The organism is Xanthomonas sp. NCPPB 1754, from assembly GCF_041475725.2.
GTDB lineage: Bacteria > Pseudomonadota > Gammaproteobacteria > Xanthomonadales > Xanthomonadaceae > Xanthomonas > Xanthomonas euvesicatoria.
In genome coordinates this window covers 1,122,953-1,146,946 of record NZ_CM192982.1, presented here as the reverse complement: position 1 = coordinate 1,146,946, position 23,994 = coordinate 1,122,953, and the positions used below count along the sequence as shown (strand labels likewise).

Here is a 23,994-nt window from a genome sequence, read left to right as displayed (position 1 = left end):
CAATGTTTCATGAGCCGTTGACACCCTGCGTCGCGAAACGCCGGCTTTGCACCGTGCGTCCGCCCTCAGCCGTGGCCGAACAGGACTCCCCCATGACTTCCGCTCGTCGCTTTCATGTCACACCGCTGGCGCTTGCCCTGGCAACGCTGCTTCCCGTCGTTTCGCAGGCCGCGTCGCCGGCTGAGCCGGTTGCCGTTGCTCCGGCAGCGGAGGCAGCGACACCTGTGGCCGACGCCGCCAATGCAACGCAACTGGATGCAATCAATGTGGTGTCGCAAGGCAGCACGCGCCAGGTGCAACGCATCAGCCAGCAGGACATCGAGCAGCTGACGCCCGGCAGCAGCGCATTCAAGGCAGTGGAAAAACTGCCTGGCGTGCAGTTCCAGTCCGCCGATCCATTCGGCACCTACGAATGGTCCACGCAGGTGACCCTGCATGGCTTCGACCAAAGCCGCCTGGGTTACACGCTCGACGGCATTCCACTGGGCAACATGAGCTATGGCGTGACCAATGGCCTGCACATTACGCGCGCCATCATTTCGGAAAACCTCGGTTCGGTGGAAATTGCGCAAGGCGCCGGTGCACTAGGCACTGCGTCCAACACCAATCTCGGCGGCACCATGCAGTTCTACTCGGCCGACCCGCAGACCACGCCTGGCGCACGGTTGGTGCAGACGGTGGGCAGCGATGCAACGCGCCGCACCTTCGTGCGCGCCGACACCGGCGATCGCGATGGGTTGTCGGCGTATCTGTCGTATGCCAATGCCAGCACCGACAAATGGAAGGGCTATGGCGATCAGACATCCGAACAGGCCAATCTCAAGACGGTGTACCAGTGGGGCGACGGCAACCGCCTGAGCCTGTTCGTCGATACCTCGCGGCGCAAGGAATACGACTACATGGATCTGTCGTTGACCAGCCAGCGCGCGCTCGGCTGGGACTACGATTACCTGCAACCGGATTGGGCCACCGCCGTGCAGATGGCGCGCGCCTACCAGAACACCGGGGCCACCAGCGGCGTGGCCAACGGCTACCCGCAATCGCTGGCCGGTCTGCCCAGCGACTACAGCTGGCTCGACGCCAGCTATTACGCTGGCGGCGGACTGCGTCGCGACAACCTGGCAGGCCTGTCGGGCACGTTCGTGTTCGGCGGCGCCACGCTCGATGCCAGCGGCTATTACCACGGCAATCGTGGCGAAGGCCAATGGGTGACACCGTATGTGCCCACCTCCGCACAGATGCCGCTGTCGATGCGCACCACCGACTACGGCCTGGACCGCTTCGGCGGTACCAGCGCATTGAAATGGTCGTGGGGCAACCACGACCTGGAAGTGGGCGCATGGGCAGAAAACGCGCGCACCACGCAGGGCCGCAATTACTTCGCGCTTGGTAACGAAGATTACACCTCGCTGTACAACGTATACGAGGCACAGACCCCGTTCCGTCGCGACTTCCTGCAGCGCTACACCACCCAGACCCGCATGCTGTATCTACAGGACACCGTGCGCTTGCTCGACGACCGTCTGACCCTCAACTACGGCGCAAAGGCGCTCAGCACCACCACGCGCGCACAATCGCTGGTGCCGACCACCGCACTGGCGCAAGGCCGCATTCGCGCCGAAGATAATTTCCTGCCGCAGGTGGGCATCAACTACAAGCTCGACGAACGCCAGGACCTGTACGCGTCCTACAGCAAGAACATCGCGGCGTTCGGCTTCACCCCGTTCGCCACCTCGCAGGCGGCGTTCGACCGCAGCCGCTCCACGCTGGAACCGGAACAATCGCAGACCGTGCAGGTGGGTTACCGCGTGCAGGATGCGCAGTTCCAGCTCTCGGCCGACGCCTATTTCACCAAGTTCTCCAACCGCCTGCTGACCACCTCGCCGTGCACCGCGGTGCAGACCTGCGCCTCGATCCTGAGCAACGTCGGTGCGGTGCACAGCGCCGGCGCGGATCTGGCACTGATGTGGCGCCCGACCGAAGGAGTGAGCTGGTTGAACTCGTTGTCGTGGAATCGCTCGCGTTACCAGGACGATTACCTCAACAACGGCGTGGTCGCCACCTCCGGCAAGGACGTGGTGGGCATCCCGGCGTTGATGTTCTCTTCCAGCGCCAGCTACCAGATCGGCAACCTGCGCCTGGATCTGGACGGCAAGTACGTGGACAAGCGCTACATCACCTTCCTCAACGATTCGCAGGTGCCGTCCTACTGGCTGTTCAATGCCGGGGCACGTTACGACTTCGGCCGTGTCGGCGGGGTGGCCGATGTGGCGCTGGCGCTCAACATCAGCAATATCACCGACAAGCGCTACTTCGCCAGCACCGGCACCAACGGCTATGTCGCCTCCGATCCGGATGGCTACAACCAGACCATGGTGGTCGGCGCACCGCGGCAGTACTTCATGAGCCTGGATGTGAAGTTCTAGGCGCGGCTGACAAGCATTGGAGCGGTGCTGGCGCCGATGACGCACGCCTGCCGTTTGGCCAACGCGCTAGCCCTGGCAGGCGGCGGCAGGTCTGGAGCGTGGCTCTCATCCTGCGCCTAGGTGCCAGCTTCTTCGCAACGGGCACGGGCCGGACCGGCCCTGCCCCACCCCACCGTGGATCCAGGGCGGCATCACGTCCATTCCCGCACCGCCGCATGGCATACAGGCCGCGACGCCTATAATCGCCGGCTTACTTTCACTCAGCAGGTTCCGCCAGATGGCGCAGACGATGAAGGCGCTGGTCAAGCGCGAAGCGAACAAGGGCATCTGGCTGGAACAGGTGCCAGTGCCGACGCCCGGCCCCAACGAGGTGCTGATCAAGCTGGAAAAGACCGCCATTTGCGGCACCGACCTGCACATCTACCTGTGGGACGAGTGGAGCCAGCGCACGATCAGGCCGGGCCTGACCATCGGTCATGAATTCGTCGGCCGCGTGGCCGAGCTCGGTTCGGCTGTGACCGGCTATCAGGTCGGCCAGCGGGTGTCGGCCGAAGGCCACATCGTGTGCGGCCATTGCCGCAACTGCCGTGGCGGCCGTCCGCACCTGTGCCCCAACACGGTCGGGATCGGTGTCAACGTCAACGGCGCTTTCGCCGAATACATGGTGATGCCGGCCAGCAACCTGTGGCCGATCCCGGACCAGATTCCGTCCGAGCTTGCCGCGTTCTTCGACCCCTACGGCAACGCCGCGCACTGCGCGCTGGAATTCGACGTCATCGGCGAGGACGTGCTGATCACCGGCGCCGGCCCGATCGGCATCATTGCCGCCGGCATCTGCAAGCACATCGGTGCGCGCAATGTGGTGGTCACCGACGTCAACGATTTCCGCCTCAAGCTGGCGGCCGACATGGGGGCCACGCGCGTGGTCAACGTCTCCAAGACCTCGCTCAAGGACGTCATGGCCGACCTGCACATGGAAGGCTTCGACGTGGGCCTGGAAATGAGCGGCAACCCACGTGCGTTCAACGATATGCTCGATTGCATGTACCACGGCGGCAAGATCGCCATGCTCGGCATCATGCCGCGTGGCGCCGGTTGCGACTGGGACAAGATCATCTTCAAGGGCCTCACCGTGCAGGGCATCTACGGCCGCAAGATGTACGAGACCTGGTACAAGATGACGCAGCTGGTGCTGTCGGGTTTTCCGCTGCACAAGGTGCTGACCCATCAGCTGCCGATCGACGATTTCCAGAAGGGCTTCGACCTGATGGAAGAAGGCAAGGCCGGCAAGGTCGTGCTGAGCTGGAATTGATCGGCTGACACTGCAGATCTGCGAAAGGCGCCGCGAGGCGCCTTTTGCGTTTTTAAGACATGCGCTTGCTGACAAATGCTGCGAGCGATTTTCAGGAGCTGGCGAAGCGTCTCAAGCAACGCGGGGTGGGCTAGGGTCTGGATAAACGCCTAGTGGGCCGATTGCGCGGTGCCCTCGCCGCTCGCGGGACACGCCGCAAGTACGTCCATGTAGGCGCGATGGCGGCATCCATGCCGCCAACGGTCCCGCAATCGGCAAGGACACCGCGCCGGATAGTTGCTGGTGGATTCATTGAAGAACGAACACACCGCGGCAGATCGTCTACTGAATGCCTCCTTGGAACTCGACGCACCGACCAGCTCAACTGGTCCTTGCCGCTCACCGTCGCGGGACCCGTGGCGGCATGGACAACGCCACGGAGCTTGCACGGACGCACGTGCCGCGTGCTGCGCGATGGTGGGCGGGCAAGGACCCTGCAGACGGTCCGCCGATCGGCAGCTCCACACGTGATCGATCCACAAGCTGCAGTCATTCAAGAATCGAACCAGCCAAGCCACGAGTCTTGACCTGGTTTGGACGCAGAGGCAGACAACCCAGTGCGCCGACGCTTCCCGCATGACGAGGACTCTGCACGTTGTCAGAGTCGCTTCAATCAGTCGCCATCACGGCCAGGTGACGGTCGCCGTTGCCACCAGATGGTTCTGCGAATTCTGACGACCGAAGCCGAATTCGGCGGCTTTGCTGGTGTCGTAATAACCCACGCTCAAACCCAGCGGGCCGAACGTCTTGCCGACGTTGACGCCGAAATCGTTGTAGTCGTGGTCCACCTGACTCAGCGACGAGGTGTAGACGCTGTGCCCTGCGTGCGCGCCGAGCGTAAAGTCGTACGGCAACGTCCAGTTGGCATCGAAGGCGTAGTAATAGCCATCGGTCTTGCTGCCGTACAGATCGTCGGTATAGGCGACCGTCACGCTATAGGTCTTCAGGAACGTGGTCTTGGTGATCAACTCGGCGTAGTTGGATGCGCCCGCTCCCAGATACTGGTAACGGTTGATCATGACGTCGAAGTTCCAGTGGGTGCCCAGGTCGGTGTTGTAGCCGACGAAACCATCCACTTCCCAATCCGGGTCGCCGGCGCCGAAATCGACGTTGGACGACCAGGTCCCCAGGTACAACCCGAATGGCGTCTTGTAGGTCAAACCGGCCTGAAACGCAGGCTCTTCATTTGTCTGCGAAATACCGCGGAACAGGTAATCGCTGGTCACCGCGAAGGTGCCACTGAACGGCGATGTAGACGCATCTTCGTCCTGCGCCTGCGCAAGCGGTGCAACGCCCAACAGGAGTAACGAAAGACAACAAGCGAGCGGGGACGACTTCATGGGCATCTCCTGGAGCGATGAACGGTGGGATGGCGCGAAGCGAGGCTGCAAGGACTTATTAGTCCAACTGTCATTGCAGCGCAACATGAAAGTCGCGTTCGCTTGATCCAGCGCACACACTCAAGAGCCCATGCGCGAATCAGGTGTCGATGTCATCGACCGCTTGCGCCGAATCTTGATGTTCGGGGTTGAAATCGGGCGGTGGGAATTGGTCGCAGCAAAGGCGAAACGCGCCTCGCTCATCCATTCCCGCGCCCTGCGATCTCAGCCGGCGCCCGCTTACGCGGGAAATATCCCGTACTGCCGTGCTGCCAAGCGCACTTGCTGCCCTGGCTGAAAGCTACCGGCAGAGGCCGGCAGTTCCACCTCCACTTCGTTGCCCGCCGGTTCCAGCGTTGCGCGCAGCCGCAGGCGTGGGCCGCTGCGCTGCGACCACGCCACCGTCGCCGGCCAGCCCGCCTCGTCGGGCACCAGATCTTCCGGCCGCACATATACCTCCACCGGCCCTGCAGCCAGCGCGGCATTGGGCAGGGGAAGTGCGTGCCCAGCCACCTGGATCTGCCCCTGCGCCAGCACCCCGGGGATACGGTTCACCGCACCCACGAACGAATACACGAATGGCGAGGCCGGCTTGTCGTAGATCATGGCCGGCGTGTCGAGTTGCTCGATGCGGCCGCGGTTGAGGATGGCCACGCGGTCGGCCAGTTCCAGGGCTTCTTCCTGGTCATGGGTGACGAAGACGGTGGTCAGGCCGGTACGTTCGTGCAACTCGCGCAGCCAACGGCGCAGGTCGCGGCGCACCTGCGCATCCAGCGCCCCGAATGGCTCGTCCAGCAACAGCACGCGCGGTTCGATCGCCAGCGCGCGCGCCAGCGCCACGCGCTGCCGCTGGCCGCCGGAGAGCTGGGTGGGATAACGCTGCTCCAGGCCCTGCAGCTGCACCAGCGCCAGCAATTCCTCCACGCGCGCACGGATGCGCGCTTCGGCCCAACGCGCGTTGCCGCGGCGCACGCGCAAGCCGAACGCGATGTTCTCGAACACGTCCATATGCTTGAACAATGCGTAGTGCTGGAACACGAAGCCGACCCGGCGCGATTGCACGCTCATGCGGGTGGCATCTTCATCGCCGAACAGCACCTGGCCGCCATCGGCATGCTCCAGCCCGGCCATGATCCGCAGCAGCGTGGTCTTGCCCGAGCCGGAGGGCCCAAGCAAGGCCAGCAACTCGCCCTGGCGCACTTCCAGATTGATGTCGTCCAGCGCGGTAAAGGTCTCGAACTGCTTGCGCAGGCGGTGAATGCGGATGCCCATGGTCACCTCAATGGCGGTGGTTGGCGGCCAGCGAATCGCCGTGTCGCCATTCCAGATACGTCTTCAGCGCCAACGTCAGCAGCGCGGTCAGTGCCAGCAGCGACGCGCAGGCAAATGCGGCGCTGTAGGCATATTCGTTGTAGAGAATTTCCACATGCAGCGGCAGCGTATTGGTGCGTCCACGGATATGCCCGGACACCACCGACACCGCCCCGAATTCGCCCATCGCGCGCGCCGCACACAGCAGCACGCCATACAGCAGGCCCCAACGGATATTGGGCAACGTCACCCGCCAGAACATCTGCCAGCCGTTCGCGCCCAGGCTCAGTGCCGCCAGTTCCTCGTCGCTGCCCTGCTGCTCCATCAGCGGCATCAGTTCGCGCGCGATGAAGGGGAATGTCACGAACGTGGTCGCCAGCACGATGCCCGGCAACGCGAACACGATCCGCGGCAGCTGAATTACCAACTCGCCCAGCACCGGCAGCTGCACATGCCAGCCTTCGTCGATCAGCGGCCAGGCCCAGCCGCTGCGGCCGAAGATCAGTACGAAGATCAAGCCTGCCACCACCGGCGACACCGAAAACGGCAGGTCGATCAGGCTGACCAGCAGACGTTTGCCCCAGAACTGATGCTTGCTGATGGCCCACGCCGCGGCCACGCCGAATACCAGATTCAACGGCAGCACGATCGCCGTCACCAGCAAGGTCAGCTTGATCGCCGACAACGCGTCCGGGTCGACCACCGCACGCAGGAAGGTTTCCCAACCGCCACGCAATGCCTCGGCGAACACCAGCACCAGCGGCAGCAGCAAGAACGCCAGCAGAAAGAGCACGGCCCCCAGGATCATCAGCCATTGCACCCAGCGCGGCTCATTGGTGGCCGAATCGCTGATGCGGCGCGCCTGCTTGGTCATGGCGTGGGTAGGCAACATGGAAGGCAGAGATGAAACGGCATCGTTCATACGGGCCTCCGTTGATAGCGCAGCAGCCGTGCCTGCAGCGTATTGACCACCAGCAGGATCACGAACGACAGCAACAACATGGCCGCGGCAATGGCAGTGGCGCCGGCGTAGTCGAATTCTTCCAGCCGGATGGTGATCAGTAGCGGGGCGATCTCGGTGGAATTGGGCAGGTTGCCGGCAATGAAGATCACCGAGCCGTACTCCCCCACGCCGCGCGCAAATGCCAGCGCAAACCCGGTCAGGACCGCTGGCCACAGCCCCGGCAGCACCACCCGCCATACCGTCTGCCAGCGCGAGGCACCCAACGTGGCGGCGGCAGCCTCCATTTCACGATCGCTCTCTGCCAGTACCGGCTGCACCACCCGCACCACGAAAGGCAGGCCCACAAAAACCAACGCCAGCACGATGCCCAGCTGCGTGTAAGCCACCTTGATCCCGATCGCCTCCAGCCAGCGCCCCACCCACCCGTTGCCGCCGTACAGCGCGGTCAGCGCAATGCCGGCCACCGCGGTGGGCAACGCGAACGGCAGATCGATCACCGCATCGAAAAAGCGCTTGCCCGGGAACCTGTAACGCACGAAGACCCAGGCCACCCAGGTGCCCATCACCGCGTTGAAGGCACCGGCCGCAAACGCGGTGCCGAAGCTCACCCGCAGCGCCGACAGCACGCGCGGCTCGCTCCATACCCGCCACAGGCCCTCCCAGCCCAGACCGCTGGTCTTGATGAAGATGCCCAGCAGCGGGATCAGCACGATCAGGCCAAGCCAGGTCAGGGTGATGCCCAGACTCAGGCCCAGCCCCGGCATCACGCGTCGGCGCGATGACGGCGCTGGGTGGGGTGCAACCGACATCGACATCGCCTACTTGTTGGCCTGGATCTGGTCGAACACGCCACCGTCGGCAAAGTGCTCCTGCTGCGCCTTCTCCCATGAGCCGAACGCCTGCTGGATGGTCACCAGCTTGATGTCCGGAAACCGCGCCATGTCGGCCGGGTCGGCAAATTCGGGATGCCGCGGGCGATAGAAATGCTTGGCTGCCAGCTTCTGCCCTTCAGGCGCATACAGATCGCGCAGGTAGGCTTCGGCCACCTCGCGGGTGCCATGCTTGTCGACGTTCTTGTCCACCAGCGCCACCGACGGCTCGGCCAGGATCGACAACTTCGGCACCACGATCTCGAACTTGTCCTTGCCCAGTTCCTCGCGCGCCAGCAGCGCTTCGTTTTCCCAGGCCAGCAGCACATCGCCGATGCCGCGCTGCACGAACGTCGTGGTGGCACCGCGTGCGCCGGTATCCAGCACCGGCACGTTGCGGAACAGCGCCTGCATGTAGCGCAGGATGCGCTGGCGGTCGCCCTTGAAGATGTGGTCGGCATACGCCCAGGCGGCCAGATAGTTCCAGCGCGCGCCTCCGGAGGTCTTCGGGTTCGGCGTCACCACCGCCACGCCAGACCGCAGCAGGTCCGGCCAGTCGTGGATGTTCTTCGGGTTGCCCTTGCGCACCAGGAACACGATGGTCGAGGTATACGGCGCACTGTTGTCGGGCAGGCGCTTTTCCCAATCGGCATCGATCAGCTTGGCCTTCTGCGCGATGGCATCCACGTCGTAGGCCAGCGCCAGGGTCACCACGTCGGCCTCGATGCCATCGATCACCGCGCGCGCCTGCTTGCCAGAGCCGCCGTGCGAGGTTTCCACGGTCACCGTGTCCTGCGGGTGCTGCTGTTTCCACTGCGCGGCGAAGGCGGCGTTGTAGTCGCGGTAGAACTCGCGGGTGGGGTCGTAGCTTACGTTGAGCAGCCCGATCTCGCGCGCGCCAGCCGGCCCGGCCAGGACCAGCAAGGCGCAAAGAAGGGAGGCAAAACGGAAACGGGGGTATGTCACGACGATCTCCTGGCCGGTTGAGCACAGCTGAACAGCAAGCATGCCATGCTGCGCAGCGGCACGCAGGCGGTGAAATGACATCAGCGCCGCCTCTTATGCCGATTTTGCATGACGTAGTGGTATGCCACCGTGATCGTTAAAATTGCGCTTCTTTCTGCCACTGCGACCGCCATGACCACCGCTCCCGCCGCGCTGACTGCCCATTACGCCGCCGAACTGGAGGCCATCCAGGCCCAAGGCCTGTTCAAGTCCGAGCGCATCATCACCGGTCCGCAGTCGGCCGAGATCACCCTGGCCGATGGCCGCCGCGTGCTGAACTTCTGTGCCAACAACTATCTGGGCCTGGCCGACCACCCGGACATCGTCCAGGCCGCCAAGGACGCGCTGGACAGCCACGGCTTCGGCATGGCCTCGGTACGCTTCATCTGCGGCACCCAGGATCTGCACAAGCAACTGGAACGCAGCATCGCCGAGTTCTTCGGCACCGAAGACACCATCCTCTACGCGGCCTGCTTCGATGCCAACGGCGGCCTGTTCGAACCGCTGCTGGGCGAGCACGACGCCATCATTTCCGACGCGCTCAACCATGCCTCCATCATCGATGGTGTGCGCCTGTGCAAGGCCAAGCGCTTCCGCTACGCCAACTGCGACATGGCCGATCTGGAGGCGCAGCTGCAGGCCGCCGACGCCGCCGGTTGCAAGACCAAGCTGATCACCAGCGACGGCGTGTTCTCGATGGACGGCTTCATCGCCCCGCTCGACGAAATCACTGCCCTGGCCCGCAAATACAACGCGCTGGTGCATATCGACGAATGCCACGCCACCGGCTTCCTCGGCGCCACCGGCCGCGGCTCGGCCGAGGTCAAAGGCGTACTGGACCAGATCGATATTTTCACCGGCACCCTGGGCAAGGCCATGGGCGGCGCACTCGGCGGCTTCACCACCGCAAAGCGCGAAGTGATCGAGTTGCTGCGCCAGCGTTCGCGCCCCTACCTGTTCTCCAATTCACTGCCGCCGCACGTGGTGGCTGCCGGCATCAAGGCCTTCGACATGCTGGATGCCGCGGGCGAGCTGCGCACGCAGCTGGTCGAAAACACCACCTATTTCCGCGCCCGCATGACCGCCGCCGGTTTCGACGTCAAACCGGGCGTGCATCCGATCAGCCCGGTGATGCTGTACGACGCACCGCTGGCGCAAAAATTCGCCGAGCGCTTGCTGGAAGAAGGCATCTACGCCATCGGCTTTTTCTTCCCGGTGGTTCCGAAAGGCCAGGCGCGCATTCGCACCCAGATCAGCGCAGCGCATACGCGCGAGCACCTGGATCAAGCGATCGAAGCGTTCATCAAGATCGGGCGCGAACTCAAGGTCATCGACGCCTGAGCATGCGCACGGTGCTGCGCCAACGGCTGCTGCTGGCGGCGCAGACCGATGCGCAGGCGCAGCTGCGCGACGGCCATTGGGAGACACGCTGCCTGCATTGCCGTCGGCATCTGCAAGTGCGCGCCGACGGCGAACCGCTTGGCCACACCACGCTGGAACACGTGGTGCCGCAGGCCTGGTTCGGTCGTCGCGCGGCGGCGGCGCTGTGCGCGCTGGTGGGCGGCGATGCCAACGATGCGCGCAATCTGGCGCTGGCCTGTGCCGGCTGCAATCACGCCAAGGGGCGCCGCCACGATGCCAACGGCGCCGGCGACGCACGCGCTTACGAAGTGGTGAGCGCCCTGCTCAGCGCGCGTCTGGCGCGCTGGCGCGCGCTGCCGGTACCAACGCCCTGACTTCCTCGGCGCTCAGCATCCGCCACGCGCCTTTGCCGAGCTCCCCCATCGCCAGCGGGCCGATCGCCACGCGCACCAGCCGCAGTACGCCGATATCGACTGCGGCCAACAGCCGGCGGATCTGCCGATTACGGCCTTCGTCCAGCACGATTTCCAGCCAGGCATTGCGCTCGCCTTCGCGCAGCACGCTGACCTGTTTGGCACGCAACAGCACGCCCTCCCCCTCAGGATCGGTATCTGCCACACCGGCCTGCAGCTGCGTCAGTTGCGCGGCACTGGGGCGGCAATCGATCTGCACGTGGTACGTCTTGTCCGGCCCTCTCGCCGGGTCGGTCACCGTCGCCGCCCATTGGGGGTCGTTGCTGAAAAGCAGCAGGCCTTCGCTGGCCTTGTCCAGGCGCCCCACCGGCGCGATCCACGGTAGGCCGGCGCCATCGAAGCAACGGTAGACAGTGTCCCTGCCCTGCTCGTCGCGCACGGTGGTGACCACGCCACGCGGCTTGTTGAGCATCAGATAGCAACGCGCCGGCCCCGCGAGCGGCTGCCCATCGACAGTGATGGACGATTGCTGATCGCCGCGGATCGGAAATTCGGGGTCGCGCACCACACGCGCCGACACGCTGACGCGGCCATCGGCAATCCAGCGCGCTGCCTCGGTGCGCGAACACACACCAAGCTTGGACAGCACACGCGCCAGCCCATGGCGTGGCGCGGCATTGGCGGATGGGGCAGCGGAGGTGCGCACTGCACCGGCCGCTCCCGGACCACGCTGACGCTGCCGGGACGTTGCCGGCGCAGGTCGCCGGGGCATGCCGTCCCGACCGCAGGGCTTACTTGTTTTCGACCGACTTGGCTTCGGCTGCAGGTGCTGCGGGCGCTGCCGCGGCAGGTGCCGCGCCAGCGGCCGGGCGTGCCTTGACCACGCGCACACCGCGGGCCTTCATCCAGGCATCGAATTCTTCTGCCGTCATGCGCTTGCCGTTCTGGCTCATGTCGAAGCGCCACGGGGTGTTGTCGAACGCGGTGGTCGCCTTGTAGGCCGCCGGGTCGTTCGGGTTGACGGTGCCGCCAGGCGGAATGACCTTGGCCAGATCCTGGCAGCCTTCCACGCGCAGGCGCAGCAGCACGCGATCCACCGACTGGTCGCTGCTATAGGGCTGTGCCAGCACGCCAGTGGGCATGCCCAGCTGCACGCTGCGGGTGTAGAACTCGGCAGCCGCCGGTGCAACCACGGTGGCGGGCAGCGGCAGTGGCTGGGACACCATGCTGCCGGCGCAGTTCGGAGCGGCGTAGGCGGCGGGGATCAGAGCGAGACAGAGCAGTCCTGCCGTAGCGGTACGCAGCATCGGGTTCTTCCAAGTATGAGTGTGGTATTGACGCGGCGAGTGTAGGCAGCGATGAACGCTGTTTCAACAGGAACCGTGCCTGGATGGCAACACAGACAGGATCGGCAGCGCCTGAGCGCGCTTTTCTAGGGCCTGCATAGACAAAACCCGGCGCAAGGCCGGGTTTTGTATGCAGCAAAGCTAGCGGTCCAATTAGTTCTGGACGTTCAGCTCGGTACGACGGTTCTTCGCACGACCTTCCGGATTGTCCGAACCATCCGGGTTGGTGTTCGGAGCAATCGGACGGCTCTCGCCGTAGCCGATCGGGCCGACCAGACGCGACGCATCGACGCCGTTCTTGGTCAGGTAGTCGTACACGGTGGTCGCACGACGCTCGGACAGCTTCTGGTTGTACGCGTCGGTACCCTTCGAGTCGGTGTGACCGGCAACCTCGACCTTCAGGTCGGGGTAACGCTTCAGGATTTCGGTCGCTTCGCTCAGGATCGAGACGGCATCCGGACGCAGGGTCGACTTGTTGAAGTCGAAGTTCACGCCCTTCAGGTCGATCGAGACAGGAACCGGGCAACCGTCCGGACCGATGGTCTGGCCAGGCTGCGAGTTCGGGCACTTGTCGTCGCAGTTGTTGACGCCGTCACCGTCGTCATCCAGATCGGCGCAGCTCGGAGCAACCGGAGCCGGAGCCGGCGGCGGAGCGGTCGACGGAGCCGGTCCCAACGGGATCACGACGCCGACCGAAGCCAGCACGTCACCGAACCAGTCTTCGCGCGGAGCGGCAACGCTCTGGTCGTTGAAGTCAGCGCGGTAGGCCAACTCGGCACGCACGGCGACGCGCTTGTCGAAGGTGGTCTGCAGACCGACACCAGCCTTGGCGGCAAAGTTGCCGTCCTTCTGCTGGCCCGGCGAAACCGGGTTCGGGGTCGCGTCGAATTCTTCTTCCGAACGCTGGTAGCCCAGGCCGAACAGCAGGTAGGGGTTCCAGCCGCGGCCTTCCTGGATGAAGTGGCGACGCAGGTCGAACGAGATGCCGTACTGGCTCCAGTTCAGATCCTGGTTGGCATCGAAGTTCGGGTTCTGATAGTTCAGCTCACCGTCGATCGACCAGTTCGGGCTGACGAACTTGCCCAGACCCAGGGTGACGAACGGGGCATCATTGGTCAGGCGATCGCTGTCCTGGAAGTTGAAGCCAGCGCTACCGGTCAGGTACCAACGGTCGTCGAACTCCTGCGCGGATGCAGCCTGGGCAACTGCCAGACCGCCGAGCAACGCGGCAGTGAGAATTTTCTTGTTCATTTATACAGCTCCTTCTTTGGGAGATAAAACCGATAGAGGCGTTGTGCTTGGTAAAGATGCTCGTCACATCCAGAGCCATCGGGGCGCAGATTAAGCCGGCCTCGGTGAAGATCGCGTTAACGGTCATATAACATGTGAAAGCAATCACCAGGTCCCGCAACGCCAAGCAATACTACGTATACAGCTTCATGAAGGAAAGGACCGCGCGCCCAATTCGGATAACGCGCCTGCATGAACCGCGGCCCAATTAAGTCACTTGAATACGCTTTCAGGCTGACTGGTTTTTAGCGTCCCAGGCGGCCTCGAAAACTACATTGGTGAACTCCAGGCCCCGTCCGAGCTGAATTGTGGGGTCGGTGGTTGCGGGCGACTTGCTCCACAACGCACCCTGAACCTCCCGCTCTGGAGCGCTCCAATGAAAGCTGTCGCCCTCACCCGCCATCTTCCGATCGACGATCCCGAATCGCTGCTTGACATGGAACTTCCGACACCTGCGGCGCCGTCGGGGTATGACTTATTGGTGCGGGTGGAAGCGATCTCGGTGAACCCGGTCGATACGAAGGTGCGCGCGCCCAAGCCGCAACCGCTGCACGCGCCGAAGATCCTGGGTTACGACGCCGCCGGGGTGATCGAGGCGGTTGGCCCGGAGGTCACCGCCTTTGCGGTCGGCGACGAGGTCTACTACGCCGGCGATATCGGGCGGCCGGGCAGCAATGCGCAGTACCAGCTGGTGGACGCCCGCATTGCCGGATGCAAACCGACCTCGCTCAGCTTCGCGCAGGCGGCCGCGTTGCCGCTGACCACCCTGACGGCATGGGAGCTGCTGTTCCAGCGCATGCCCTTTTCGTTCGACGGTGCACGCAATCGCGGCAGGCATCTGCTGATCATCGGCGGCGCTGGTGGCGTGGGCTCCATCGCGATCCAGCTGGCGCGGCATGCCGGATTCACGGTGATTGCCACCGCCTCGCGCCCGGAGAGCATCGAGTGGGTTCGCCAAATGGGCGCGCATCACGTGATCGATCATCACCAACCGCTGCAGCCGCAACTGCAGGCGCTGGGACTGGACACGGTGGACGCGGCGCTCAATCTGGCCGACACCGACCGCTACTGGCAGCCACTGGGCGAAGTGCTGGCGCCGCAGGGCCATGTGGGCCTGATCGTGGAGCCGCGCGGACCGTTGTCGATCGGCGACCCCTACAAATCCAAGTGCATCGGCATCCATTGGGAGCTGATGTTCACGCGCGCGCGCTACGCGACCGAGGACATGGTCGAGCAGCACCGTATCCTCAACCGGGCGGCCAGCCTGATCGATGCCGGCGAACTGCGCACCACGCATACCGAGACGCTGTCGCCGATCAATGCGCAGCAGCTGCGCGAGGCGCATCGTCGCCTGGAAAGCGGCAGCACGATCGGCAAGCTGGTGCTGGCCGGCTGGTAAGGCGGCCGGCGGGCCGCGGTCGCTGCCCCGATGCCCTGGTGCGAAGGCGCCTGCGCATCGGGGCGCGCCTGTGCGGGCGGCAGCACAGGCGTGGTGCCGAACGGGCGTCTGCAGCATCGGCGCGCCGCTGCATGCACCAGGACTTGCCGCCAGGCCGGTTTGCCGGCATCGTGCGCAATCCGTACGCCAGCGTATCCACATCATGTCTCCCGCCACCGGCCCCTCCGCCTTGTCTTTCCCGCACCTGTTCACCCCGCTCGACCTGGGCTTCACGCAATTGCGTAATCGGGTCCTGATGGGCTCGATGCACACGGGCCTGGAGGACCGCGCGCGCGACTTCCCCAAGTTGGCGGCGTATTTCGCCGAGCGCGCCGCCGGTGGCGTGGGCCTGATCGTGACCGGTGGGTTTTCGCCCAATGTGGTGGGCTGGCTCAAGCCATTCGGCGGCAAGTTATCCTGGCCGTGGGAAGTACGCCCGCATCGCCAGGTCACCCGCGCAGTCCACGAACACGGCGCCAAGATCTGCCTGCAGCTGCTGCACGCCGGGCGCTATGCGTACCACCCGCTGTCGGTTGCGCCGTCCAGGCTCAAGGCACCGATCAACCCGTTCACTCCGCGTGCGTTGTCGGCCGGCGCGGTGGACCGGCAGATCGCCGCGTATGCGCGTGCCGCGCGGCTGGCGCGCGAGGCAGGCTACGACGGCGTCGAGGTCATGGGCTCGGAAGGCTATCTGATCAACGAATTCACCGCCGCGCGCACCAATCGGCGCAGCGACGCCTGGGGCGGCGATGCCAGCAAGCGCATGCGCTTTGCGGTGGAGATCGTGCGGCGCATCCGCGAGGCCTGCGGGCCGGACTTCATCATCATCTACCGGCTGTCGCTGGTGGATCTGGTCGAAGACGGCAACCAATGGCAGGAAATCCTGGCGCAGGCGCAAGCGATCGAAGCGGCCGGCGCGACCATCATCAATTCCGGTATCGGCTGGCACGAAGCGCGCATTCCCACCATCGCCACCTCGGTGCCGCGCGCCGCGTTTGTCGGGGTCACCGCCAAGCTCAAGCCGCATCTGCGCATTCCGGTGGTGGCCACCAACCGCATCAACATGCCGGAGGTGGCCGAGCGCATCCTGGCCGACGGTGCCGCAGACATGGTGTCGCTGGCGCGGCCGCTGCTGGCCGACCCGCAGTGGACCAATAAAGCGCGCGCCGGGCAGTCGCACACCATCAATACGTGTATCGCCTGTAATCAGGCCTGCCTGGATCATGTTTTCGACAACAAGCTGGCCAGCTGCCTGGTCAACCCACGTGCCGCACACGAGACCGAACTCAACTACACCCCGACTGCCACGCCCAAGCGCGTCGCCGTGGTCGGGGCCGGCCCGGCCGGTCTGGCCTGCGCGACAGTGGCGGCAGAACGCGGGCACCGGGTGACCTTGTTCGAGGCTAGCGATGCGATCGGGGGGCAATTCAATGTCGCCAGGCGCATTCCGGGCAAGGAAGAATTCAACGAGACCTTGCGTTACTTCGGCCATCGTATCGAAGCGACCGGCGTGCAGCTGCGTCTGAACACCCCGGTACAGGCGGCCGATCTGAAAGACTTTGACGAAGTCGTGCTGGCAACCGGCATCGAGCCGCGCAAGGTGGATTTCCCCGGTGCCGATCATCCGATGGTGGTGAGCTACCTCGACGTGGTGCTGGGCCGCCACTTGGCCGCCGACAAGGTGGCGATCATCGGTGCCGGCGGCATTGGCTTTGATGTCGGTGAGTTTCTGGTGCACACCGGCCAATCGCCTGCGCTGGATCCGCAGCGCTGGATGGCCGAATGGGGCGTAGACCCGAACTTCGAAGCGCGCGGTGCGTTGACCAAACCGCAACCCGAGCGCGCCGCCCGCCAGGTCTGGTTGTTGCAGCGCAGCTCCGGTAAGCCTGGTGCACGCCTGGGCAAGACCACCGGCTGGATCCACCGCGCGACGCTCAAGGCCAAGGGCGTCAAGATGCTCGGCGGCGTGGAATATCTGGGCGTGGACGATGCCGGCCTGCGCATTCGCGTGGAAGGCAGCGAACAGCTGCTGGATGTCGGTACGGTGGTGGTGTGCGCCGGGCAGGAGCCGCGTCGCGAGTTGCTGGCTGCGCTGCAGGCCAATGGCCAGCAGCCGCATTTGATCGGTGGCGCGGACGTGGCGGCCGAACTGGATGCCAAGCGCGCGATCAACCAGGCAAGTCGGCTGGCCGCGACCCTGTAACGGGTTTTCGAAGACGGCGTCACCACGACGCCGTCGTTGTGTTCGCGTCCTGGCTGCACGACTGACGTGCATGCGGCGCGACCGACGCCGACATGCACGCGGATGTGGCGGTCTGCAACGCCCGTTCTTTTTCTTGTCGTGCGGCTCGGCGATATGTGCCCGATGCATCGTCACCGCGCGCACTGCCGCCTGCCATATTGCGTGCCTGCACGACAGCACATTTCGACACGCGCCTGCCTGGTAGACGGCCGGGCACTTCGCGCACCTGAAACGCGCTCGGGTCGATGCTTGTTTCTTGCGTTGTCGATTCGCAGTTACCGCGTGAGCATCAACGCGGTTATGGGATGCGAATACACCGCACGCTTTGTCACTTGGACAAGGAATTTCGAAAGCTGCATGCGCGCGCTGCCGACAGTGCGTGCTGCACTGACTGCAGCACCTGGCGCCTCATCGCCTCCTTCGCCTTGGCGTCCATTCGTTTTGAAACTTATGTGCCTGGCACTTCTGCACTTGAGCTTCTTCGTGCTCTTGCGCGCATAAGCAGGCGACCTCGGAACCCATCGCAACGCACTAGGGCGCATCCCTGGCGCATCGAATGATCGACGAGCTGTCGAAACATGGTCACGCATCCTCCGAACGTCATGCAGTGACGGAAATCGCGTCGTAATGGCAGATAGCTTTCGCTGCAGCGGATGGCGTCTGTGCTGCTTCCGATGGCGTTATCAGCAAGATGCGTCGAGACCGCGCATCTGTACGCATCCAAGATGATGTCTAAATCGCCAAGACTGCAGCACGACGATGTATCTCGGACACGTAGCACTTGCGCCATCGCTGGCGTCACCGCAACGCTCGTTTTTCTCGCGCATCCGTGGTCGATGTACGAAACCAATTGCGTAACTCAACTGGACAACACAACAACGCGTGACGAGCGCGTGTAAGAAAAATTCGCTTATGCGGAGGGTGCTTTTTTGGCCGCCAGGCGATCTTCCCAAACCAACGCGCAATGCCGCAGCGTGCGCGATGTGGCAAAAAATTCAGGCAACACAACAGTCGCTGCAACGATGCGACGCAGATGCGATGTTGCGATGCACGCGAGGCTTGTGTGCAGCGCCATGCGTTGCGGGCGGTTGCAGTCGTCAACCCCTCTCATTCAGCCGCGATTGTGTGATCGACGCCTACCTTGCGCCAACTTTTTGACCCACCGCATTTGGTGGGCGCCTTCGGCAGATGGTCTTTCGCCGAAGCATTTGGCGACCGGTGGCAGGTCGCCTCCCCATGACGCCAAGCCCTCTGCACTGGTGCATCCACATTGGATGCTCTGCGGACCGGCCCATACGGAGCAAGGAGTTCTATGAAACTTGTTTGGATACTCTGGCTGTCGCATGTGTTGCCGCAGCCAGCCGCAGATTCGCTGTGTTTGAGCACGACCGTCTATCTGGAAGCGCGCGACCAGACCTTGCGTGGCCAACAGGCCGTTGCAGAAGTTGCGTTGCGTCGCCTGGATAGTGGTTTGTGGGGCGATTCGATGTGTCAGGTGGTCACTGCACGCAAGCAGTTCGCGCCGACGATCGTCGCGCCAGGCACGCAGCTGAAGAACGACGATGCCTGGAACAAGGCATTGGGCGTGGCACTGGCGGCGCAGCGCAACTGGGCATTGCCGGTTGGCCAACGCAAGGAGATCGTGCCGGGCGCCAGCCACTTTGCCGCAAGCGCAATTGCGAGCCCCAGCTGGCGTAAGGCCTATCAGGTGGCCACCATCGGCGACCACACGTTCTATCGCGTGCAATCGCTGCGCCCGCGCAACGCGTCCTGAGCGCGGACTGTCGCGGTATCTCTGAGCGTCATACGTCGCTGGGATCGTTGATCATCGAGACGCAGTGCCGCTGCGTTTGACGTGTTTCAAGCGCCTATCTCAAGACGCTCATGCGTCGCATACAACGGACACACTGCACGCATGGCGATCGACCAGCGCGGCAGCAAGCCTTATCAGGCACCGACTCGCTTCCCGCGCCCGGACAGGTTGCAAAGAAGAGCCTGACCAGGCCGGAGCCGCCACGTGCGCGCTGCCAGTTCGGTGATGCCGTTCATATCGGCGCGACACCAGCGCGAGCGAGCCATGGGCCAATGAGCGGCGCCCTGCTGAAGCCCAATTCCCGCTGCGCGCTCCACACGGCATCGTCTGCCCGCTAAGCTTGGGTCTTCATTCCCGCGTGGATCGTCCATGAAGCTGTATACCAAGCCCGGCGCTTGTTCGCTGGCAGATCACATCGTGTTGCGTTGGTCGGGGCTGCCGTTCGACCTGAGCGTGGTCGATGCGGCAACGATGAAATCTCCAGAGTATCTGCGTCTGAATCCGGCAGGCTCGGTGCCATTGCTGATGGTCGACGATTGGGCACTGACCCAGAATGCAGCCATTCTCAATTACATCGCCGACATCGCACCACTCACCGGCCTATCCGGCGATGGCACCGCGCGCAGCCGTGCCGAGATCAATCGGTGGATCGCCTTCGTCAATGCCGACGTGCACCCCACCTTCAAGCCGATCTTCGGCAGCACCGCGTATCTGCAGGACCCGGCGCTGATTGCGCGCAGCCAGGACGATGCGCGCAGCAAATTGCGCACGCTGTACGAGCGCGTCGATGCGCATCTGCAAGGCCGCACCTGGCTCGCCAGCGACAGCCACACCGGTGCCGATGCGTATTTGTTCGTCACCTTGCTGTGGGCGCAGAAAGTTGCGGTGAATCTGGATGGATTGAATGCGCTGCAGGCGTTCGTGCAACGCATGCTGGCCGATGCCGATGTGCAGGCTGCACTCAAGGCCGAAGGCCTGGCCTGACCGCGCAGTCTCTGCCACGCGAGGCGCAATAAAAAAACGCCGGGCAATGCCCGGCGTTTTCATGACAGCAGTGACCGAATAACTCAGCCCAGCAGGTGCGCCACGCCGCTGCGCTCTTCTTCCAGCTCGGCCAGGGTCTTGTCGATGTACTTCTGGCTGAAGTCGTCGATCGGCAGATCCTTGACGATGGTGTACTTGCCATTTTCGGTGGTGACCGGGAAGCCGAACATCACGCCTTCCGGAATGCCGTAGGAGCCGTCCGACGGCACGCCCATCGTCACCCACTTGCCGTTGGTGCCCAGCACCCAGTCACGGATGTGGTCGATGGCGGCATTGGCGGCGGAGGCGGCCGAGGACAGGCCACGCGCTTCGATGATCGCTGCGCCGCGCTTGCCCACGGTCGGGATGAAGGTGGAAGCGTTCCACTCCTGGTCGTTGATCGCATCACCGACGGAGGCACCATCGGCGGTGGCGAAACGATAATCCGGGTACATGGTCGGGCTGTGGTTACCCCACACCGCCAGCTTCTCGATGCCGGCAACCGGCTTGCCGAGCTTGGCCGAGAGCTGGCTCAGCGCGCGGTTGTGGTCCAGGCGCAGCATGGCGGTGAAATTCTTCGGGTCCAGGTCCGGCGCCGACTTCATGGCGATGTAGGCGTTGGTGTTGGCCGGGTTGCCGACCACCAGCACCTTCACGTCGCGCTTGGCGACCTTGTTCAGGGCCGCGCCCTGTGCGGTGAAGATCTCCGCATTGGCCAGCAGCAGGTCCTTGCGCTCCATGCCCGGGCCGCGCGGACGCGAACCGACCAGCAGGGCGATATCAACGTCCTTGAAGGCCACTTCGGCGTCGTCGGTACCGACCATGCCGGCCAGCAGCGGAAACGCGCAGTCTTCCAGTTCCATCATCACGCCCTTGAGGGCGGCCTGGGCCTTCTCAATCGGCAGTTCAAGCAACTGCAGAATGACCGGCTGGTCCTTGCCCAGCATTTCGCCGGAAGCGATGCGGAACAGCAGGGCATAGCCGATCTGGCCGGCAGCGCCGGTCACAGCAACACGAACAGGTGCTTTCATGGGGTGTTTCCTCTGCTAAAAAACGTTGGTGGGGGTCGCACGCTGGCGGGGCGCAGGGCCTGGCGGCGCGCGTTGACAAGCGAACGGCCGCACATGGCGGCCGTTCGACGGGATGCGATCAGGCGGCGAGGATCTTGTTCCACTCCGCAACGCGGTCGGCTTTGGCGGCCAGCACGGCGTCGGTGTCGCCTTCGATGGTGAGCGTATTGATGGTGTCGCCCTGGGCAACGCTATCGACCACGTCCAGGCCCTGGGTGACCTTGCCGAATACGGTGTGCTTGCCGTCCAGCCACGGGGTGGCGGTGTGGGTAATGAAGAACTGGCTGCCGTTGGTGTTCGGGCCGGCATTGGCCATGGACAACACGCCGCGCTCGTGGCCCACGCCGTTGTTGGTCTCGTCTTCGAAACGGTAGCCCGGGCCGCCGCGGCCGGAACCTTCCGGACAACCGCCCTGGATCATGAAGTCGGCGATGACGCGATGGAAGCTCAGGCCGTTGTAGAAGCCGCGCTTGGCCAGGTTAACGAAGTTGGCAACCGTCAGCGGGGCCTTGTCCGGGTACAGCTCGACGACGATCGGGCCGCGGGAGGTGTCGAAAGTGGCGATCAGGGACATAGAAATCCTTGCAGGCTCTGGGGTGATCAATAGCCCGCTAGGATACACCCGGGTGCGTGGCCGGCCGCATGGGTACGACCATCGTTCAACGCTCCCGCCCGCCCGGCGCGCGGCCCGTCACGCTGGCTGAATGGGCGATCTGAATCGACTCCGGGCAATCGGCAACGGCAGCGCAACGAAACCGCTATAATGTCGGGCTTACCTCATCTCAAGACTGGCGCCAGACAGGGGCCCTTTCCGCATGTCTATCGAAAAACTCCGCAATATCGCCATCGTCGCGCACGTCGACCATGGCAAGACCACCCTCGTCGACTGCCTGCTGAAGCAGTCCGGCACCCTGTCCGAACGCACCGTGTTGGCTGAACGCGTGATGGACAGTAACGACCAGGAAAAGGAACGTGGCATCACGATCCTGGCCAAGAACACCGCCATCACCTGGCAGGGCAACCGCATCAACATCGTCGACACCCCCGGACACGCCGACTTCGGTGGCGAAGTCGAGCGCGTGCTGTCGATGGTGGACTCGGTGCTGATCCTGGTCGACGCGATGGACGGCCCGATGCCGCAGACCCGCTTCGTGACCCAGAAGGCCTTTGCGATGGGCTTCAAGCCGATCGTGGTGGTCAACAAGATCGACCGTCCCGGCGCACGCCCTGACTGGGTGATCGACCAGGTGTTCGACCTGTTCGACAAGCTCGGCGCCACCGACGAGCAGCTGGATTTCCCGATCGTCTACACCTCCGCACTGAACGGCTACGCCAGCCTGGATTCGGACGTGCGCGAAGGCGACATGACCCCGCTGTACGAAGCGATCATGCAGCACGTCTCGGCCCCGGACGTGGACCCGGACGGCCCGTTCCAGATGCGCATCAGCCAGCTGGACTACAACAACTTCGTCGGCGTGATCGGCATCGGCCGCATCCAGCGCGGCACGTTGAAGAAGAACATGCCGGTCAGCGTGATCGACCGCGAAGGCAAGAAGCGCCAGGGCAAGGTGCTGCAGGTGCTGGGCTTCCTGGGCCTGGAGCGTATCGAGCAGGACACCGCCGAGGCCGGCGACATCGTGGCCATCTCCGGCATCCAGGAACTGACCATCTCCGACACCGTGTGCGCGCTCGATCATCCCGAAGCGCTGCCGGCGCTGACCGTGGACGAACCGACCATCTCGATGACCTTCCAGGTCAACAACTCGCCGTTCGCCGGCAACAAGGACCTGTCCGGGGGCAAGTTCCTGACCAGCCGCCAGCTGCGCGACCGCCTGGACCGCGAGAAAGTGCACAACGTGGCGCTGAAGGTCGAGGAAGGCTCGGACGCCGACAAGTTCCTGGTCTCCGGCCGTGGCGAGCTGCACCTGTCGGTGCTGATCGAAAACATGCGTCGTGAAGGCTACGAGCTGGCCGTGTCGCGTCCGGAAGTGATCATCAAGGAAATCGACGGCAAGTTGATGGAGCCGATCGAGCAGCTGGTGGTGGACATCGAAGAACAGCACCAGGGCGGCGTGATGGAAAAGCTGGGCACCCGCAAGGGCCAGCTGAAGAACATGGAGCCCGACGGCAAGGGCCGCGTGCGTCTGGATTACATGATCCCGGCGCGTGGCCTGATCGGCTTCCAGAACGAATTCCGCACCCTGACCCAGGGCTCGGGCCTGCTGTTCCACGTGTTCGACCACTACGGTCCGAAGGAACAGGGCGCCATCGCCAAGCGCCAGAACGGCGTGATGATTGCCAATGCACCGGGTGCGACCCCGGCGTATGCCTTGGGGCCGCTGGAAGAGCGTGGCCGCCTGTTCGCCGCCGAAGGCGACAACGTGTACGAAGGCCAGCTGGTGGGTATCCACTCCAAGGACAACGACCTGACCGTCAACGCGATCAAGACCAAGCCGCTGACCAACATGCGCGCCTCGGGCAAGGACGATGCGATCAAGCTGACCCCGGCGATCAAGTACACGCTGGAACAGGCGCTGGACTTCATCGAGGACGACGAGCTGGTGGAAGTCACCCCGAAGGAAATCCGCCTGCGCAAGAAATTCCTGACCGAAAGCGACCGCAAGCGCGCTGGCCGTTCGGGCTGAGTTGTTGAGCTGACGCGTGAGTAACAAACCCTATAGCCCGGATCCGC

19 protein-coding genes are annotated in these 23,994 nt (G+C 64.0%); 9 read left to right on the top strand and 10 right to left on the bottom strand.

What is annotated here, in order from left to right; translation table 11 throughout:
* The first annotated feature begins 2 nt into the window (after nucleotides 1-2).
* Nucleotides 3-2,426 (top strand): TonB-dependent receptor, encoded by a 2,424-nt coding sequence (locus ACCQ15_RS05115; RefSeq protein WP_372381276.1) that lies wholly within the window; start codon nucleotides 3-5, stop codon nucleotides 2,424-2,426.
* A 277-nt stretch (nucleotides 2,427-2,703) separates the two neighbouring features.
* The gene (gene tdh / locus ACCQ15_RS05110) at nucleotides 2,704-3,738 is read left to right on the top strand and encodes an L-threonine 3-dehydrogenase (RefSeq protein ID WP_008571638.1); all 1,035 of its coding nucleotides are present in this window, start codon (nucleotides 2,704-2,706) and stop codon (nucleotides 3,736-3,738) included.
* Between the two features lie 662 nt (nucleotides 3,739-4,400).
* Here the strand turns inward: tdh and ACCQ15_RS05105 are convergent.
* From ACCQ15_RS05105 to ACCQ15_RS05085, 5 genes are all read right to left on the bottom strand, one after another.
* The gene (locus ACCQ15_RS05105; RefSeq protein ID WP_011346562.1) at nucleotides 4,401-5,117 is read right to left on the bottom strand and encodes a TorF family putative porin; all 717 of its coding nucleotides are present in this window, start codon (nucleotides 5,115-5,117) and stop codon (nucleotides 4,401-4,403) included.
* A 279-nt stretch (nucleotides 5,118-5,396) separates the two neighbouring features.
* A complete protein-coding gene (locus tag ACCQ15_RS05100) occupies nucleotides 5,397-6,428 on the bottom strand; it encodes a sulfate/molybdate ABC transporter ATP-binding protein (RefSeq protein ID WP_008571641.1) in 1,032 nt (343 codons plus the stop codon).
* A 7-nt stretch (nucleotides 6,429-6,435) separates the two neighbouring features.
* Nucleotides 6,436-7,389 (bottom strand): sulfate ABC transporter permease subunit CysW, encoded by a 954-nt coding sequence (gene cysW, locus ACCQ15_RS05095; RefSeq protein ID WP_011346560.1) that lies wholly within the window; start codon nucleotides 7,387-7,389, stop codon nucleotides 6,436-6,438.
* Entirely contained in the window at nucleotides 7,386-8,246 is an 861-nt protein-coding gene (cysT, locus tag ACCQ15_RS05090; RefSeq protein ID WP_011346559.1) for a sulfate ABC transporter permease subunit CysT, read from the bottom strand. The genes cysW and cysT overlap by 4 nt, the downstream gene beginning before the upstream one ends.
* Nucleotides 8,247-8,249: 3 nt before the next feature.
* Nucleotides 8,250-9,347 carry a sulfate ABC transporter substrate-binding protein gene (locus tag ACCQ15_RS05085; protein ID WP_014089499.1) on the bottom strand — a complete coding sequence of 366 codons (1,098 nt, stop codon included), beginning with the start codon at nucleotides 9,345-9,347 and terminating at the stop codon, nucleotides 8,250-8,252.
* 90 nt (nucleotides 9,348-9,437) lie between these two features.
* Between ACCQ15_RS05085 and kbl the strand changes: the two genes are divergently transcribed.
* Nucleotides 9,438-10,646 (top strand): glycine C-acetyltransferase, encoded by a 1,209-nt coding sequence (gene kbl / locus ACCQ15_RS05080; protein WP_218495993.1) that lies wholly within the window; start codon nucleotides 9,438-9,440, stop codon nucleotides 10,644-10,646.
* A gap of 2 nt (nucleotides 10,647-10,648) precedes the next feature.
* Nucleotides 10,649-11,041 carry an HNH endonuclease gene (locus tag ACCQ15_RS05075; RefSeq protein ID WP_122273214.1) on the top strand — a complete coding sequence of 131 codons (393 nt, stop codon included), beginning with the start codon at nucleotides 10,649-10,651 and terminating at the stop codon, nucleotides 11,039-11,041.
* On the opposite strand, the gene ACCQ15_RS05070 is transcribed toward ACCQ15_RS05075, so the two are convergent.
* The 3 genes from ACCQ15_RS05070 to ACCQ15_RS05060 form a co-directional block, all read right to left on the bottom strand.
* Nucleotides 10,992-11,852 carry a pseudouridine synthase gene (locus ACCQ15_RS05070; RefSeq protein ID WP_372381275.1) on the bottom strand — a complete coding sequence of 287 codons (861 nt, stop codon included), beginning with the start codon at nucleotides 11,850-11,852 and terminating at the stop codon, nucleotides 10,992-10,994. The two genes, ACCQ15_RS05075 and ACCQ15_RS05070, sit on opposite strands and share 50 nt — an antisense overlap.
* Before the next feature lie 19 nt (nucleotides 11,853-11,871).
* The gene (locus ACCQ15_RS05065; protein WP_372381274.1) at nucleotides 11,872-12,387 is read right to left on the bottom strand and encodes a hypothetical protein; all 516 of its coding nucleotides are present in this window, start codon (nucleotides 12,385-12,387) and stop codon (nucleotides 11,872-11,874) included.
* Between the two features lie 192 nt (nucleotides 12,388-12,579).
* Nucleotides 12,580-13,677 (bottom strand): OmpA family protein, encoded by a 1,098-nt coding sequence (locus ACCQ15_RS05060; RefSeq protein ID WP_008571649.1) that lies wholly within the window; start codon nucleotides 13,675-13,677, stop codon nucleotides 12,580-12,582.
* A gap of 415 nt (nucleotides 13,678-14,092) precedes the next feature.
* Between ACCQ15_RS05060 and ACCQ15_RS05055 the strand changes: the two genes are divergently transcribed.
* From ACCQ15_RS05055 to ACCQ15_RS05040, 4 genes are all read left to right on the top strand, one after another.
* Complete coding sequence (locus ACCQ15_RS05055) at nucleotides 14,093-15,115, top strand: zinc-binding alcohol dehydrogenase family protein (RefSeq protein WP_014089494.1); 1,023 nt, start codon at nucleotides 14,093-14,095, stop codon at nucleotides 15,113-15,115.
* Between the two features lie 202 nt (nucleotides 15,116-15,317).
* Nucleotides 15,318-17,357, top strand: coding sequence for an FAD-dependent oxidoreductase (locus ACCQ15_RS05050; protein WP_372381273.1), 2,040 nt, complete (start codon nucleotides 15,318-15,320; stop codon nucleotides 17,355-17,357).
* A gap of 1,351 nt (nucleotides 17,358-18,708) precedes the next feature.
* On the top strand, nucleotides 18,709-19,170 hold the full coding sequence (locus ACCQ15_RS05045) for a cell wall hydrolase (RefSeq protein ID WP_372381272.1): 462 nt from the start codon (nucleotides 18,709-18,711) through the stop codon (nucleotides 19,168-19,170).
* Between the two features lie 408 nt (nucleotides 19,171-19,578).
* A complete protein-coding gene (locus ACCQ15_RS05040; protein ID WP_008571654.1) occupies nucleotides 19,579-20,193 on the top strand; it encodes a glutathione binding-like protein in 615 nt (204 codons plus the stop codon).
* Nucleotides 20,194-20,276: 83 nt separating this feature from the next.
* Here ACCQ15_RS05040 and ACCQ15_RS05035 read toward each other — a convergent pair whose 3' ends face one another.
* Together ACCQ15_RS05035 and ACCQ15_RS05030 are read right to left on the bottom strand one after the other, a co-directional pair.
* Nucleotides 20,277-21,263, bottom strand: a complete 987-nt coding sequence (locus ACCQ15_RS05035) for a malate dehydrogenase (protein ID WP_008571655.1) — start codon at nucleotides 21,261-21,263, stop codon at nucleotides 20,277-20,279.
* A 118-nt stretch (nucleotides 21,264-21,381) separates the two neighbouring features.
* Nucleotides 21,382-21,876, bottom strand: a complete 495-nt coding sequence (locus tag ACCQ15_RS05030; RefSeq protein WP_003486644.1) for a peptidylprolyl isomerase — start codon at nucleotides 21,874-21,876, stop codon at nucleotides 21,382-21,384.
* Nucleotides 21,877-22,117: 241 nt separating this feature from the next.
* Between ACCQ15_RS05030 and typA the strand changes: the two genes are divergently transcribed.
* On the top strand, nucleotides 22,118-23,947 hold the full coding sequence (gene typA / locus ACCQ15_RS05025; RefSeq protein WP_003486646.1) for a translational GTPase TypA: 1,830 nt from the start codon (nucleotides 22,118-22,120) through the stop codon (nucleotides 23,945-23,947).
* Nucleotides 23,948-23,994: the final 47 nt, after the last annotated feature.

Bases quoted from the DNA above. Each gene is read 5' to 3' on its own strand.
- ACCQ15_RS05115 (WP_372381276.1), top strand. From the start codon at position 3: ATGTTTCATGAGCCGTTGACACCCTGCGTCGCGAAACGCCGGCTTTGC.
- tdh (WP_008571638.1), top strand. From the start codon at position 2,704: ATGGCGCAGACGATGAAGGCGCTGGTCAAGCGCGAAGCGAACAAGGGC.
- ACCQ15_RS05105 (WP_011346562.1), bottom strand. From the start codon at position 5,117: ATGAAGTCGTCCCCGCTCGCTTGTTGTCTTTCGTTACTCCTGTTGGGC.
- ACCQ15_RS05100 (WP_008571641.1), bottom strand. From the start codon at position 6,428: ATGGGCATCCGCATTCACCGCCTGCGCAAGCAGTTCGAGACCTTTACC.
- cysW (WP_011346560.1), bottom strand. From the start codon at position 7,389: ATGAACGATGCCGTTTCATCTCTGCCTTCCATGTTGCCTACCCACGCC.
- cysT (WP_011346559.1), bottom strand. From the start codon at position 8,246: ATGTCGATGTCGGTTGCACCCCACCCAGCGCCGTCATCGCGCCGACGC.
- ACCQ15_RS05085 (WP_014089499.1), bottom strand. From the start codon at position 9,347: ATGTCATTTCACCGCCTGCGTGCCGCTGCGCAGCATGGCATGCTTGCT.
- kbl (WP_218495993.1), top strand. From the start codon at position 9,438: ATGACCACCGCTCCCGCCGCGCTGACTGCCCATTACGCCGCCGAACTG.
- ACCQ15_RS05075 (WP_122273214.1), top strand. From the start codon at position 10,649: ATGCGCACGGTGCTGCGCCAACGGCTGCTGCTGGCGGCGCAGACCGAT.
- ACCQ15_RS05070 (WP_372381275.1), bottom strand. From the start codon at position 11,852: ATGCCCCGGCGACCTGCGCCGGCAACGTCCCGGCAGCGTCAGCGTGGT.
- ACCQ15_RS05065 (WP_372381274.1), bottom strand. From the start codon at position 12,387: ATGCTGCGTACCGCTACGGCAGGACTGCTCTGTCTCGCTCTGATCCCC.
- ACCQ15_RS05060 (WP_008571649.1), bottom strand. From the start codon at position 13,677: ATGAACAAGAAAATTCTCACTGCCGCGTTGCTCGGCGGTCTGGCAGTT.
- ACCQ15_RS05055 (WP_014089494.1), top strand. From the start codon at position 14,093: ATGAAAGCTGTCGCCCTCACCCGCCATCTTCCGATCGACGATCCCGAA.
- ACCQ15_RS05050 (WP_372381273.1), top strand. From the start codon at position 15,318: ATGTCTCCCGCCACCGGCCCCTCCGCCTTGTCTTTCCCGCACCTGTTC.
- ACCQ15_RS05045 (WP_372381272.1), top strand. From the start codon at position 18,709: ATGAAACTTGTTTGGATACTCTGGCTGTCGCATGTGTTGCCGCAGCCA.
- ACCQ15_RS05040 (WP_008571654.1), top strand. From the start codon at position 19,579: ATGAAGCTGTATACCAAGCCCGGCGCTTGTTCGCTGGCAGATCACATC.
- ACCQ15_RS05035 (WP_008571655.1), bottom strand. From the start codon at position 21,263: ATGAAAGCACCTGTTCGTGTTGCTGTGACCGGCGCTGCCGGCCAGATC.
- ACCQ15_RS05030 (WP_003486644.1), bottom strand. From the start codon at position 21,876: ATGTCCCTGATCGCCACTTTCGACACCTCCCGCGGCCCGATCGTCGTC.
- typA (WP_003486646.1), top strand. From the start codon at position 22,118: ATGTCTATCGAAAAACTCCGCAATATCGCCATCGTCGCGCACGTCGAC.